Source organism: Rossellomorea vietnamensis, assembly GCF_001305855.1.
Lineage (GTDB): Bacteria > Bacillota > Bacilli > Bacillales > Bacillaceae_B > Rossellomorea > Rossellomorea vietnamensis_A.
The window spans coordinates 309,076-322,900 of sequence record NZ_LIXZ01000003.1 but is presented as its reverse complement, the minus strand read 5'-3'; the positions used below and the strand labels follow the sequence as shown (position 1 = coordinate 322,900).

Genomic DNA, 13,825 nt, shown 5'->3' with positions numbered 1-13,825 from the left:
GGCGACATGTGGAGTTGACTGATACTAATCGATCGAGGACTTAACCACATTATAAAGCGGAGGCGGCTTGAACAGAGACGACAAGCATTTCTGGGCAATCAGAAGAGGGTGCCTTTTACCCTCAGCTGATTGAACTGAAATGACCTCGAGTCTCTAGCCGCCGGAGCTGGATTGCTGTCTACTTGTAATAGTAGATACAACATTGGTCGATATTCGGCTTTCTTGACATCAATTCTTTATCTAGTTTTGAAGGAACAATTCCTTCAATTGAATATTCGTCTGGTGATAATGGCGAAGAGGTCACACCCGTTCCCATGCCGAACACGGAAGTTAAGCTCTTCAGCGCCGATGGTAGTTGGGGGATCTCCCCCTGTGAGAGTAGGACGTCGCCAGGCAAATAGGGAAAGAGTAGCTCTTAGGAGTTACTCTTTTTTTRGTTTTGATTGTACAAATAGGTGCGCAGAGAATCTATTAAAGGGATTATTTGGTAAAATACGCAATAAACAAAAAAATGACGCAATTATCCCCGGAAATGACGCAATAAATAAAAAAACGACGCAATATGGCTTGAAAATGACGCAATTATTCCAACTGCCCTTTACTATTCTATAAATACAGCTAACTTTTCTTCTAATATCATAACCCCATAAAAGTATTTCAACCAAAGTGTCCCCTGTAGGAGCAGAAACTAACGAAAAGTAGACTCATTTTTTTAAAATAGAATAGTAATCTATCTTTTATTCATATAATTCCTAGTGAAAATTAATTTGATGAATGATTCACGGCAATAAAAGTCACGGAACGATCGAATATCAGTATACGAATGCCGATTACAAAGATTGTGCAGAGTGTTCTGATGTAATCGAGAAATTAAAAACGCTTTTATATATAAGAAGGCTTAATGGCTGCTTTTACATTCGGCCATTAAGCTTTTTTTGTTTTAACCCCTTCTAAATAGGAAAAACAAGGAGTAAGGTATTGGTTTTCTAGAAATTGTCATTTAATTTTACTCATAATTATTCATGAAGTGGTTCATATTCTCGATTTTTTCTAGTAAAATAGGAACTTAATTTGAGCATACTACAGTAGTAGTGGAGAGAGGAGCATCTTGGTGTTAGACAATAGCTTTGTGATGGTAGCGATCATCTTAATCATCAATGTTGTATATGTGTCCTTTTTTACGATCAGGATGATACTGACGTTAAAGGGTTATCGATATATAGCTGCGTTTGTGAGTACGTTTGAGGTTGTCATATATGTAGTGGGCCTTGGGCTTGTATTGGACAATTTGAATGAGATCCAGAATTTGATTGCATATGCGGTCGGGTATGGTCTTGGTGTGATTGTCGGGATGAAGATCGAGGAGAAGCTGGCTCTTGGGTATATTACGGTGAATGTGATCACGAAGGAGTATGATAAGGCACTTCCGAATGAGCTTCGTGCCCGTGGATACGGGGTGACGAACTGGGAGGCGAATGGTCTTGAGGGGAACCGGATGGCCCTGCAGATCCTGACTCCGAGAAAGTATGAGATGAAGCTGTATGATACAATTAAGGAGCTTGATCCGAAAGCATTCATCATAGCTTATGAACCGAAGGCAATTCACGGAGGATTCTGGGTGAAGACGGTACGAAATATACGTAAAGGAAAATTAAAAGAATGAGTAAAAAGAAATTATTATTCGAAGTGCAGGAGAACGAGAGTATTGCAGACTGTTTGGATCGTATGAAGGAAATGGGTTATATGCCCGTGAGACGGATGGAAAAGCCCGTGTTTGAAGAGCAGAAAGAAGGTAACAAAACAGAATATGTCCCTATTAGACAGACAATTGTCTTTGAAGGGAAGAAGATGGAGGAGTAAACGCTTCAAATCCGAACATTAATTTTCAGACTTTTATTATCGTTCGATTATTCGTTGACAGGTTCTCGATATCACGTTATGATTGAGACAAATAAACCGAATGCCCTCATATAATAATGGGAATATGGCCCATGAGTCTCTACCTGACTACCGTAAATGGTCGGACTATGAGGGAAAGTAGCTGTCTGGATACGAGTGCGTTTGTGGGCCCTATCGGATAAAACGGGACCATTCTCTTTAAAATACCCAGATCAATTGCTTTCTCTCCGAGTGTAGAGAACAATTGATCTGGGTATTTTTCTGTGAAAAGGGACTAAGGTAAACTACGGGAGGTGCCTGTCACCATTATGATTTCAGTGATCATGGGAAGTACATCGGACTGGGAAACAATGAAGCATGCGTGTGAGGTATTGGAGGAGCTGGAGATTCCATTTGAGAAACAGGTTGTATCGGCTCACAGGACACCTGATTTTATGTTTGAATTTGCAGAATGTGCAAGAAACCGTGGAGTGAAGGTCATTATTGCAGGTGCAGGCGGAGCAGCCCACCTGCCGGGAATGGTGGCTGCGAAGACCACATTGCCTGTGATCGGTGTACCGGTTCAGTCTAAGGCACTGAACGGAATGGATTCACTGTTGTCGATCGTGCAGATGCCGGGCGGCGTTCCGGTTGCGACGGTGGCGATCGGGAAGGCGGGGGCCACCAATGCCGGACTCCTTGCCGCACAGATCCTTTCGATTGAAAATGCAGAGTTGGCGGAAACGTTGGAAAATAGAAGAAGTGCACTACGGGAAAGAGTGATGGAAAGTAGTGATGACCTTGAATAAGAAGACGATTTTACCAGGACAGACGATTGGGATCATCGGCGGAGGACAGCTTGGCCGGATGATGGCACTTGATGCGAAAGCTAGAGGCTTCCGGGTGGCGGTATTAGATCCATCCCCTGACTCACCATGTGCACAGGTGGCGGATCGTGTGATCACGGCAGGCTTTGACCAGTATGATGCTCTGTACAGACTGGCTGAAGAGTGCGATGTGATTACATATGAATTTGAAAACATCGATTATGAAGCGCTGAAATGGTTGTCAGAGCGTGCCTATTTACCTCAAGGGGCGGAATTGATCCGTATTACTCAGGATCGCATCATGGAGAAGGAAGCCCTTACGTTTGCAGGGGTGGAAGTGGCTCCGTATGCTGTGATTAAACAACAGAAGGACATATATGATAATATAGAAAAGCTTGGCTATCCAGTGGTTTTAAAAACGACGAGGGGCGGTTACGACGGGAAAGGACAGTATGTGATCCGGGAAGCAGGCGAGATTGATGAAGCCGCTGCTTTATTGGAGAACGGTCCGTGTGTGCTAGAGAAGTGGATACCTTTTGAAAAAGAGTTGTCCGTGATTGTGACACGTAATCCTGATGGACAACAAACGAACTTTCCGGTAGTGGAAAATATTCATGTGGATAACATCTTGCATGAAACGATCGCGCCGGCAAGGGTGAGTGAAGAAACAGCAGATAAAGCAATCGGGATGGCGAAGAGAATCAGTGAGACACTTGATCTTGTAGGGACGCTGGCGATTGAGATGTTCCTGACCGCAGATGGGGACATCTATATCAATGAGCTGGCTCCAAGACCTCATAATTCGGGTCACTATTCGATTGAAGCATGTGATTTCTCTCAATTTGCCCAGCACGTCAAAGCTGTTTGCAACTGGCCGCTTGTTCAACCGACCTTATTAAAGAACGCTGTGATGGTTAATCTATTAGGAGAGCATATCGAGCCTATTATGAAGGCTGTTCCAAAGCACCCTGACTGGTTTATCCATCTTTACGGCAAGGATGTACCGAAGCCGAAGCGGAAGATGGGGCATGTCACTCTATTGACGAACGATATAGAAGGGACATTGTCGAAGATAAGCGAAGCAGGGATTTGGAAGGTGCAAGAAAAGATCGGAGGACGACTGGTATGATAGAACGTTATACACGCCCTGAAATGGGAGCAATCTGGACAGAGGAAAATCGTTTTCAAGCATGGCTTGAAGTGGAAATTTTGGCTTGTGAAGCATGGGCTGAAATCGGAGATATTCCGAAAGAGGATGTTAGGAAGATCCGTGAGAATGCGGGTTTCAATGTTGATCGCATTAAAGAGATCGAAGAAGAAACGCGTCACGATGTAGTAGCCTTCACAAGAGCCGTTTCTGAAACGCTTGGAGAAGAAAGAAAATGGGTTCATTACGGACTGACTTCAACGGACGTCGTGGATACGGCCCTTTCGTATCAACTTAAGCAGGCGAACGACATCATCCTGAAAGACTTGGAACGATTTGTTGAAATTTTAAAGAACAAGGCGATCGAGCATAAGCATACGGTCATGATGGGACGTACGCACGGTGTTCACGCTGAGCCGACTACGTTCGGTCTGAAGCTTGCCCTTTGGTATGAAGAGATGAAGCGTAATGTTGAACGATTCAAAGCGGCTGCAGATGGAGTGGAATTCGGTAAGATTTCCGGTGCCGTTGGAACGTATGCGAATATCGATCCTTTCGTTGAGTCTTATGTGTGTGAAAAGCTTGGCATTACGCCGGCACCGGTTTCCACACAAACATTACAACGTGACCGTCACGCTCATTATATGGGGACACTTGCATTGATTGCGACGTCCATCGAGAAGTTTTCCGTGGAGGTCCGCGGCCTGCAGAAGAGTGAGACGCGTGAAGTGGAAGAATTCTTCGCAAAAGGTCAAAAAGGGTCTTCAGCAATGCCTCATAAGCGTAATCCAATCGGTTCTGAGAACATGACGGGTATGGCCCGCGTAATCAGAGGATACATGCTGACAGCGTATGAGAACGTGCCACTATGGCATGAACGTGATATCTCTCACTCATCAGCAGAGCGTGTGATCCTGCCGGATGCGACGATCGCCCTCAATTACATGCTGAACCGTTTCGGAAATATCATCAAGAACTTGACGGTCTTCCCGGAGAATATGCAGCGCAATATGGATCGTACACTAGGCTTGATCTACTCTCAACGTGTCCTTTTAGCCCTTATCGATAAAGGGATGACTCGTGAAGAAGCCTATGATACGGTTCAGCCGAAAGCAATGGAGGCATGGGAGAAGCAAGTGGCCTTCCGTTCTCTTATCGAGGAAGATGCGACCATCACATCCAAGCTTTCACCTTCTGACATTGATGACTGCTTCGATTACAACTATCACTTAAAACATGTGGATACAATCTTTGAACGATGCGGCTTAGTCGAGTAAGTCCTTCTGACAAAAGAATAAGGCAGGGGTTTTTCGCGGAATCCCTCCCTTTTTTTATGGAAATATAGACTGAAGATTGGCAATTTTCAATGAACAGGGGGATTTCACTTGGAAAAAGGAATGCTTTTATACGAAGGAAAAGCGAAGCAGATTTTCGCCACACAAGATGAAGACGTCGTTTGGATTCAATATAAGAATTCTGCCACTGCTTTTAACGGGGAGAAGAAAGCGGATATCGACGGCAAAGGGGTTTTAAATAATAAGATTTCGAGCCTGCTATTTTCAAAGCTTGCTGAAAAAGGGATTCAGAGTCATTTTATTAAACAGATTTCAGAGGATGAGCAGCTGGTCAAACGTGTAAACATCATTCCACTTGAAGTCGTGGTCCGGAACGTCATTGCAGGAAGTTTGTCAAAACGGCTTGGAAAAGAAGAGGGGACACCTCTACAAAAGCCGATCATCGAATTTTACTATAAAGACGATGCTCTGGGAGATCCACTGATCACCGATGATCACATTGATTTCCTTGAGATTGCTGCCCGGGAAGAACGTGCCGAGATCAGAACGATGGCACTCCGTGTGAATGAAGTCCTTCAAGGGATTTTCAAAGAAGCGGGAGTCACTCTCGTCGATTTCAAATTGGAGTTTGGGAAAGACCGTGATGGAGCGATTCTATTAGGGGATGAAATCTCACCGGACACTTGCCGTCTGTGGGACGCCGAAACGAACCAAAAGCTTGATAAGGATGTTTTCAGAAGAGATATTGGCAGTTTAACAGAAGTATACTCAATCATTTTAGAACGCTTAGGAGGAAACGAACTATGTACAAAGTAAAGGTGTATATCACATTAAGAGAAAGTGTATTAGATCCTCAAGGAAGTGTTGTGAAACAGGCGCTGCATTCAATGGAATTCAAAAGTGTTGAAGATGTGCGCGTCGGGAAGTATATGGAGTTGACTCTTCCATCATCTGTTGAAAACGTGGAAGCGACGGTTGAAGAAATGTGTCATCGTTTGCTTGCAAACCCCGTGATCGAGGATTACCGATATGAAATCGAGGAGAGTGTCGCTCAATGAAATTTGCAGTGATTGTATTCCCAGGCTCTAACTGTGACATCGATATGTACCATGCGATCAAGGATGAGATCGGTGAAGAAGTGGATTACGTTTGGCACGATGCTGATAATCTAGAAGACTATGATGCGATTCTATTACCAGGGGGATTCTCGTACGGTGATTATCTTCGTTCAGGAGCGATTGCCCGCTTCTCGAATGTGATGAAAGAGGTCGTGAAAGCTGCGGAGCAAGGGAAGCCGGTTCTTGGTGTATGCAACGGATTTCAGGTTCTACTCGAAACAGGATTACTGCCAGGGGCCATGCGCCGGAATGACAGCTTAAAGTTCATCTGCAGAACAGTGCCGTTAACCGTTGAGAACAATGAAACGATGTTTACGAACGGGTACGAAAAGAATGACGTGATCCAAATTCCAATCGCTCACGGTGAAGGAAACTACTTCTGTGACGAAGATACGATGAACACTTTACGTGAAAACAATCAAATTGTATTCACCTATAGTGATGAAAATCCGAACGGCAGCGTTGAAAACATTGCAGGGATCACAAATAGAGCAGGAAATGTGCTTGGGATGATGCCTCATCCGGAGCGCGCCATGGATACTTTACTAGGTAGTGAAGACGGGAAGAAACTATTTCAATCGATTGTGAAACACTGGAGGGAAAAACATGTCGTTAATGCTTGAACCAACTTCAACAAAAGTGAAAGAAGAACAGCTTTATCGTGAGATGGGTTTAACAGACGAAGAATTTTCAATGGTGGAAAACATCCTCGGAAGAACACCTAACTACACAGAGACCGGTCTCTTCTCTGTTATGTGGTCAGAGCATTGCAGCTATAAAAATTCAAAGCCTGTATTGATGAAATTCCCAACGACAGGTGAACGGGTTCTTCAAGGACCTGGAGAAGGAGCTGGAATTGTTGATATTGGCGATGATCAAGCAGTGGTGTTCAAAATCGAGAGTCACAATCATCCATCGGCCATCGAGCCTTATCAAGGAGCGGCAACGGGTGTCGGGGGTATTATACGAGACGTATTCTCGATGGGGGCAAGACCTGTCGCACTCCTCAACTCTTTACGCTTTGGAGAGTTGGATTCTCCTCGTGTTCAGTATCTATTTAAAGAAGTCGTAGCGGGTATCGCCGGATACGGGAACTGTATCGGGATCCCGACGGTGGGAGGGGAAGTTCAATTCGACGCTTCGTACGAAGGGAATCCCCTTGTAAACGCAATGTGTGTCGGATTGATCGATCATAAAGATATTAAAAAAGGTCAGGCGCACGGTGTCGACAATACCGTCATGTATGTCGGGGCGAAAACAGGCCGCGACGGCATTCACGGAGCCACCTTCGCCTCCGAGGAATTAAATGAAGGATCAGAAGAGAAGCGCCCGGCGGTTCAAGTGGGAGATCCGTTTATGGAAAAATTACTTCTGGAAGCGTGTCTCGAACTTGTTCAAAACGATGCCCTTGTCGGCATTCAGGATATGGGAGCGGCCGGTCTTACAAGTTCATCCGCTGAAATGGCAAGTAAAGCGGGATCCGGTATCGAAATGGACCTTGATCTTGTCCCGCAGCGTGAAAGAGGCATGACCGCATATGAAATGATGCTGTCAGAATCACAGGAACGTATGCTGATCGTTGTGGAAAAAGGCCGTGAACAAGAAATCGTTGATCTTTTTTCAAAATATGACTTAGAAGCGGTTTCCATCGGTAAGGTAACAGATGATAAACGTCTTCGCCTTCTTCACAAAGGTGAGGTGGTGGCAGATGTACCCGTCGATGCACTTGCTGAGGAAGCACCTGTTTATAACAAACCTTCTCAAGAAGCTGCGTACTATAAGGAGTTTCAAGCAATGGAAACGTCTGCTCCAAAGGTTGAAGATTATAAAGAGACGCTTAAAGCATTGTTACAGCAGCCGACGATTGCAAGTAAGGAATGGGTATACGATCAATATGACCACCAGGTAAGGACGAGTACGGTGGTGAGCCCGGGTTCTGATGCAGCGGTCGTACGTGTGCGCGGCACGAGAAAAGCCCTTGCCATGACAACGGATTGTAATTCCCGTTACCTTTACCTGGATCCAGAGGTAGGAGGAAAGATTGCTGTTGCGGAAGCGGCACGTAATATTGTCTGTTCTGGAGCGATTCCACTTGCGATCACCGACTGCTTGAACTTCGGAAATCCGGAGAAGCCGGAAATTTTCTGGCAGATTGAAAAATCCGTTGACGGGATGAGCGAGGCGTGCCGTGAGCTGTCGACTCCGGTTATCGGTGGAAATGTTTCGTTATACAATGAATCTATGGGGACGGCCGTTTATCCAACACCTGTTGTCGGGATGGTCGGACTGATTGAGGATGTTGATCATATTACGACTCAAAGCTTCAAGGAAGCCGGGGATACTATTTACGTGATCGGTGAAACACGTGAAGAGTTCGGTGGAAGTGAGCTTCAAAAGCTGACGGAAGGAAAGATCTTCGGTCAGGCACCTACGATCGATTTGAAAACGGAGCTTCGCCGGCAAATGCAGCTGTTAGAAGCGATTCAGAAAGGTCTTGTGGCATCTGCCCATGACATCTCTGAAGGTGGTTTCGCCGTTGCTCTTGCAGAATCGACTTTTGGAACAAGTGGATTGGGAGCAAACGTCCAGCTTTCTGGCGAAAACAATGTGGCGGATCTGTTCAGTGAAACACAGTCCCGTTTCATCGTTTCAGTCAAACCTGAAAACAAAGAAGGGTTTGAAAAGCTTGTTCCAGATGCGAAGGCGGTTGGACAAGTAGGAGATAACGGAGCCATCAAGGTGTTATCAGAAAATGGAGACGTCATTTTACAAGCATCTGTAAAAGAATTGGAGTCAGCTTGGAAAGGAGCGATCCCATGCCTGCTGAAATCAAAGGTTTAAACGAAGAGTGTGGCGTATTCGGGATATGGGGACATCCCAATGCAGCGCAAATTACGTATTACGGACTTCATAGTCTGCAGCACAGAGGACAAGAGGGGACAGGGATCGTCGTTTCCGACGGTGACACGTTACGCTGCTTAAAAGGGGAAGGCCTCGTAACGGAAGTGTTCCAGGAAGGCACCATCGAGAAGCTTGAAGGGGATTCAGCCATCGGTCATGTGCGATACGCGACAGCCGGCGGCGGAGGTTATGAAAATGTTCAGCCTCTCCTTTTCAACTCGCAAAATGGCAGCCTTGCTCTTGCTCATAATGGCAACCTCGTCAATGCGAACGCCTTAAAGCATCAGCTTGAAGGGCAGGGGAGTATTTTTCAAACAAGCTCGGATACAGAAGTGCTGGCACATTTGATCAAAAGAAGCGGGTACCGCAACCTGAAAGACCGTGTGAAAAACGCACTGACGATGTTGAAGGGTGCTTATGCCTTTGCAGTCATGACAGAAACGGAGATGATGGTGGCCCTTGATCCACACGGCCTTCGTCCATTATCTCTCGGTAAGCTTGGGGATGCTTACTGCGTGGCATCGGAAACATGTGCCTTCGATATCGTAGGAGCTGAATTCGTACGTGATATCGAACCGGGGGAACTTGTGATCATCAATGATGAGGGATTGACCTCAGAACGGTTTAGTTTTTCAGGCGGAAATGCGATGTGTACGATGGAATATGTATACTTCTCACGACCGGACAGCAATATCCAGGGCATCAACGTCCATTCTGCAAGGAAACGGATGGGGATGGAACTGGCGAGTGAAGCACCGATTGAAGCGGATGTTGTAACAGGGGTGCCGGATTCCAGCATTTCAAGTGCCATCGGTTACGCAGAAGCATCAGGCATCCCATATGAAATGGGACTGATTAAGAATCGTTATGTAGGGCGTACGTTCATTCAGCCTTCTCAATCCCTTCGTGAGCAGGGTGTGAAGATGAAGCTTTCACCTGTAAGAGGAGTGGTTGAAGGCAAGCGTGTCGTCATGGTCGACGATTCCATCGTACGGGGAACGACATCGAAACGGATCGTGACCATGCTGAAGGAAGCGGGAGCGAAGGAAGTGCATGTGTGCATCAGTTCACCGCCGATCAAGAATCCTTGCTTCTACGGCATCGATACTTCTACTCATGAAGAACTGATCGCCTCTTCCAACTCAGTAGAGGAAATGCGCCAGATCATCGGAGCGGACTCACTTACATTCTTGAGCCCGGAAGGTGTGATCAAAGCCATTGGACGTGATGATTCATCAGAGAACCGCGGTCAATGCATGGCTTGCTTTACAGGGAAGTATCCAACGGAAATCTACCCGGATACACTTCATCCACATGAAAAAGAGTTAGTGAAATAGGGGGAATCATGATGGCAAATGCGTATCGTCAGGCCGGAGTGGATATCGAAGCGGGATACGAATCCGTCGACCGGATCAAAAAGCATGTGAAACGGACAGCACGTAAAGGAGTTCTCGGTCAATTGGGCAGCTTTGGAGGGATGTTCGATTTATCTTCCTTGAATTTGAAGGAACCCGTTCTCGTCTCGGGCACAGATGGAGTCGGAACGAAGCTGAAGCTTGCCTTCATGGCAGACAAACACGATACGATCGGGATCGATTGTGTGGCCATGTGTGTGAATGACATCGTCGTTCAAGGAGCGGAACCACTATATTTCTTAGATTATATAGCGACTGGGAAAGCACTCCCGGAGAAGATAGAAGGTATTGTAAAAGGAATCGCGGACGGATGTGAAACAGCTGGCTGCGCGCTGATCGGTGGAGAGACCGCCGAGATGCCCGGTATGTATTCAGAGGAAGAATATGATATCGCCGGCTTTGCTGTAGGAGCCTGTGAAAAAAAAGAGATCATCACAGGCGAAGAAATTTCTGAAGGAAATGTGTTAGTCGGACTGGGGTCCAGTGGTATACACAGTAATGGGTACTCTTTGGTGAGGAAAATATTCTTTGAAGATCAGTCGTTTTCTCTCGAAGAATCACTCCCTGAAATCGGGACCACACTAAAGGAAGCATTGCTTACACCGACTAAGATTTACGTGAAACCGGTACTTGCGGCACTTAAACAATTTTCCATCAAGGGGATGTCACATATCACCGGCGGAGGTTTTATTGAAAATATTCCACGGATGCTGCCGGATCACCTGCAAGCGGACATAACCGAAGGCAGCTGGGATATTCCAGCCATTTTCACCGCCCTTGAGCACTATGGAGACATTCCACGCAGTGAAATGTACAACATTTTCAACATGGGTATCGGATTTGTACTAGCAGTTGAAGAAAGTGAAGCAGAAGAAATTCTTCAATTTTTTAACGAACAGGGTGAAGACGCCTTTATCATCGGACGTGTCACGAAAGGAACAGGGGTGCGCTTCGTTCGTTGAATTGAAGGATGAGCATGTCAATAACGGGGGCGAGTCATGAGACAGATTGCCATTTTTGCATCAGGAAGCGGAAGTAATTTTCAAGCACTAGTAGACGCTGTACAAAGCGGAACTCTGAAAGCGAATATCAGACTTCTTGTATGTGACCAGCCGGGCGCGTTTGTCATTCACCGGGCCCAAACTGCAGGAATCCCGACCTTCGTCTTTCGGGCGAAGGACTATGAGAACAAGCAGGCATTCGAACAGGAAATCCTGAATGAGCTGGCTTATTTTGGTGTTGATTTTATCGTATTAGCAGGGTATATGAGATTGATCGGTCCAACGCTTCTCGAAAGCTTCGGAGGCCGGATCGTGAATATCCATCCGTCACTCCTTCCTTCTTTTCCAGGGAAAGACGCCATCGGACAAGCCATCGACGGCGGGGTGAAAATAACCGGGGTCACGGTTCATTTCGTGGACGCAGGCATGGATACAGGCGAAATCATCGCACAGGAAATCGTCCGTGTCACAACAGGAGAAACCAGGCAGTCACTCCAGGACAAAATCCAGCACGTCGAGCACCACCTATACCCGAACACCCTGAACCACCTCTTCCTCACCACCGGACACTAAAGACGGGGAAGAGATCGGTTGCTTTATTATGGTAGTGTGGTAAAGTGATGAGGGACGGACCTTAGGTTTGAAAATAATGAATGAATATCAGCATTACAGCAGGCAGAGGAGGATCAGACATTGAAAAAGAGAGCATTGATCAGTGTTTCAGATAAAAGCGGTGTCATCGAATTCGCAAAGGAATTGAAGACACTCGGATATGATATCATTTCAACTGGTGGAACGAAGAAGCTTCTTTTAGAAAATGACGTAGACGTCATGGGAGTGGAAGAAGTAACAGGTTTTCCTGAAATTTTAGAAGGACGTGTAAAAACCCTTCACCCCAATATCCATGGTGGACTTCTTGCGAAACGCGGGGAAGAAAGTCACCTCAAACAGATGCAGGAACAGGGAATCGAAGGAATCGACCTCGTATGTGTCAACCTTTATCCGTTCCAGCAAACCATCGCAAAGCCGAATGTCGGTGTAGAAGAAGCGATTGAGAACATCGATATCGGTGGGCCGACGATGCTGCGTGCGGCTGCAAAAAATCATCAATATGTGACGGTCGTAGTCGACGCGTTGGATTATGATGAAGTGATCGCTGAGTTAAAGCTTCATGGTGAACCTTCACTGGAAAAACGTCGTAAGTTGGCCGCCAAGGTATTCCGTCACACGGCAGCTTATGATGCCTTCATCGCTGAATACATGACAGACATTTCAGGTGAAGAGAACCCTGAGCGTTTTACAAGAACGTATGAACTAAAGCAGACGCTGCGTTATGGAGAAAACCCTCATCAACAAGCTTCTTTCTACCGCGCACCACTCGGCTCTGAATTCTCTGTAGCGATGGCAAGACAGCTGCACGGGAAAGAGCTTTCCTATAATAATATCAATGATGCGAATGCTGCCCTTCAAATTGTAAAAGAGTTCACGGAACCGGCGGCTGTTGCGGTGAAGCACATGAATCCGTGTGGAGTCGGGGTCGGTCAGACGATCCACGAAGCTTTTTCGAAAGCATATGAAGCGGATTCTACATCCATCTTCGGAGGGATTGTCGCGTTGAATCGTATCGTCGATGAAGAAACTGCCAAGCAACTTCATGAAATCTTCCTGGAGATCGTCATCGCTCCGGCTTTCAGTGACGAAGCGTTTGAAATCCTCTCAGGCAAGAAGAATATCCGTTTATTGACGGTTCCATTTGAGTCCACAAACCAAATTGAGCATAAGTTGACGACGGTCGAAGGTGGTTTACTGGTTCAAGCGGATGACACGTTCACCCTTGACGATGCAGACCTCCGAGTCGTTACAAAGCGTGAACCGACGGAAGCGGAATGGGAAGCTATGAAGCTCGGATGGAAAGTCGTGAAGCATGTGAAATCAAATGCAATTGTTGTGACAGATGCTCATATGACAGTTGGGGTCGGTGCGGGACAGATGAACCGAGTCGGAGCTGCAAACATTGCACTCGAGCAAGCCGGAGCGAAAGCCAAAGGAGCCGCCATGGCATCTGACGCATTCTTCCCTATGGACGATACCGTAGAAGCTGCCGCAAAAGCAGGCATCACAGCCATCATCCAGCCCGGAGGATCCATCCGTGACGAAGACTCCATCAAAAAAGCAGACCAATACGGCATCACCATGGTCATGACAGGAATCCGCCACTTCAAACATTAATGTGAGGGACGGAC

At 46.3% G+C, this 13,825-nt stretch carries 13 protein-coding genes, 1 rRNA gene and 1 riboswitch; all 14 genes read left to right on the top strand.

Annotated features, from left to right (window positions below):
• Nucleotides 1–278: 278 nt before the first annotated feature.
• The 14 genes from rrf to purH all read left to right on the top strand — a co-directional run bounded on the left by rrf (nucleotide 279) and on the right by purH (nucleotide 13,811).
• Nucleotides 279–395, top strand: a 5S ribosomal RNA gene (rrf, locus tag AM506_RS06215).
• A gap of 716 nt (nucleotides 396–1,111) precedes the next feature.
• Nucleotides 1,112–1,663, top strand: a complete 552-nt coding sequence (locus AM506_RS06210; protein WP_060671612.1) for a DUF2179 domain-containing protein — start codon at nucleotides 1,112–1,114, stop codon at nucleotides 1,661–1,663.
• On the top strand, nucleotides 1,660–1,860 hold the full coding sequence (locus AM506_RS06205) for an NETI motif-containing protein (protein ID WP_060671611.1): 201 nt from the start codon (nucleotides 1,660–1,662) through the stop codon (nucleotides 1,858–1,860). Before AM506_RS06210 ends, AM506_RS06205 begins: the two co-directional genes overlap by 4 nt.
• A gap of 86 nt (nucleotides 1,861–1,946) precedes the next feature.
• Nucleotides 1,947–2,048: riboswitch (purine riboswitch) on the top strand.
• A 159-nt stretch (nucleotides 2,049–2,207) separates the two neighbouring features.
• On the top strand, nucleotides 2,208–2,687 hold the full coding sequence (gene purE / locus AM506_RS06200) for a 5-(carboxyamino)imidazole ribonucleotide mutase (protein ID WP_060671610.1): 480 nt from the start codon (nucleotides 2,208–2,210) through the stop codon (nucleotides 2,685–2,687).
• Nucleotides 2,674–3,834, top strand: a complete 1,161-nt coding sequence (gene purK / locus AM506_RS06195; protein WP_200908418.1) for a 5-(carboxyamino)imidazole ribonucleotide synthase — start codon at nucleotides 2,674–2,676, stop codon at nucleotides 3,832–3,834. Before purE ends, purK begins: the two co-directional genes overlap by 14 nt.
• The gene (gene purB, locus AM506_RS06190; RefSeq protein ID WP_060671609.1) at nucleotides 3,831–5,129 is read left to right on the top strand and encodes an adenylosuccinate lyase; all 1,299 of its coding nucleotides are present in this window, start codon (nucleotides 3,831–3,833) and stop codon (nucleotides 5,127–5,129) included. Before purK ends, purB begins: the two co-directional genes overlap by 4 nt.
• A gap of 108 nt (nucleotides 5,130–5,237) precedes the next feature.
• A complete protein-coding gene (purC, locus tag AM506_RS06185; protein WP_060671608.1) occupies nucleotides 5,238–5,963 on the top strand; it encodes a phosphoribosylaminoimidazolesuccinocarboxamide synthase in 726 nt (241 codons plus the stop codon).
• Nucleotides 5,951–6,205 (top strand): phosphoribosylformylglycinamidine synthase subunit PurS, encoded by a 255-nt coding sequence (gene purS, locus AM506_RS06180; RefSeq protein ID WP_034760827.1) that lies wholly within the window; start codon nucleotides 5,951–5,953, stop codon nucleotides 6,203–6,205. The genes purC and purS overlap by 13 nt, the downstream gene beginning before the upstream one ends.
• Nucleotides 6,202–6,888, top strand: a complete 687-nt coding sequence (purQ, locus tag AM506_RS06175; protein ID WP_060671607.1) for a phosphoribosylformylglycinamidine synthase subunit PurQ — start codon at nucleotides 6,202–6,204, stop codon at nucleotides 6,886–6,888. Before purS ends, purQ begins: the two co-directional genes overlap by 4 nt.
• Complete coding sequence (purL, locus tag AM506_RS06170; protein ID WP_060671606.1) at nucleotides 6,872–9,106, top strand: phosphoribosylformylglycinamidine synthase subunit PurL; 2,235 nt, start codon at nucleotides 6,872–6,874, stop codon at nucleotides 9,104–9,106. Before purQ ends, purL begins: the two co-directional genes overlap by 17 nt.
• Nucleotides 9,082–10,503 carry an amidophosphoribosyltransferase gene (gene purF / locus AM506_RS06165; protein ID WP_060671605.1) on the top strand — a complete coding sequence of 474 codons (1,422 nt, stop codon included), beginning with the start codon at nucleotides 9,082–9,084 and terminating at the stop codon, nucleotides 10,501–10,503. Before purL ends, purF begins: the two co-directional genes overlap by 25 nt.
• An 11-nt stretch (nucleotides 10,504–10,514) precedes the next feature.
• A complete protein-coding gene (gene purM / locus AM506_RS06160) occupies nucleotides 10,515–11,543 on the top strand; it encodes a phosphoribosylformylglycinamidine cyclo-ligase (protein ID WP_060671604.1) in 1,029 nt (342 codons plus the stop codon).
• Nucleotides 11,544–11,579: 36 nt separating this feature from the next.
• Nucleotides 11,580–12,155, top strand: coding sequence for a phosphoribosylglycinamide formyltransferase (gene purN / locus AM506_RS06155; protein ID WP_060671603.1), 576 nt, complete (start codon nucleotides 11,580–11,582; stop codon nucleotides 12,153–12,155).
• A 120-nt stretch (nucleotides 12,156–12,275) separates the two neighbouring features.
• Complete coding sequence (gene purH, locus AM506_RS06150) at nucleotides 12,276–13,811, top strand: bifunctional phosphoribosylaminoimidazolecarboxamide formyltransferase/IMP cyclohydrolase (RefSeq protein ID WP_060671602.1); 1,536 nt, start codon at nucleotides 12,276–12,278, stop codon at nucleotides 13,809–13,811.
• The last annotated feature ends 14 nt before the right edge of the window (nucleotides 13,812–13,825 follow it).

Bases quoted from the DNA above. Each gene is read 5' to 3' on its own strand.
- AM506_RS06205 (WP_060671611.1), top strand. From the start codon at position 1,660: ATGAGTAAAAAGAAATTATTATTCGAAGTGCAGGAGAACGAGAGTATT.
- purE (WP_060671610.1), top strand. From the start codon at position 2,208: ATGATTTCAGTGATCATGGGAAGTACATCGGACTGGGAAACAATGAAG.
- purK (WP_200908418.1), top strand. From the start codon at position 2,674: ATGACCTTGAATAAGAAGACGATTTTACCAGGACAGACGATTGGGATC.
- purB (WP_060671609.1), top strand. From the start codon at position 3,831: ATGATAGAACGTTATACACGCCCTGAAATGGGAGCAATCTGGACAGAG.
- purS (WP_034760827.1), top strand. From the start codon at position 5,951: ATGTACAAAGTAAAGGTGTATATCACATTAAGAGAAAGTGTATTAGAT.
- purQ (WP_060671607.1), top strand. From the start codon at position 6,202: ATGAAATTTGCAGTGATTGTATTCCCAGGCTCTAACTGTGACATCGAT.
- purL (WP_060671606.1), top strand. From the start codon at position 6,872: ATGTCGTTAATGCTTGAACCAACTTCAACAAAAGTGAAAGAAGAACAG.
- purF (WP_060671605.1), top strand. From the start codon at position 9,082: ATGCCTGCTGAAATCAAAGGTTTAAACGAAGAGTGTGGCGTATTCGGG.
- purM (WP_060671604.1), top strand. From the start codon at position 10,515: ATGGCAAATGCGTATCGTCAGGCCGGAGTGGATATCGAAGCGGGATAC.
- purN (WP_060671603.1), top strand. From the start codon at position 11,580: ATGAGACAGATTGCCATTTTTGCATCAGGAAGCGGAAGTAATTTTCAA.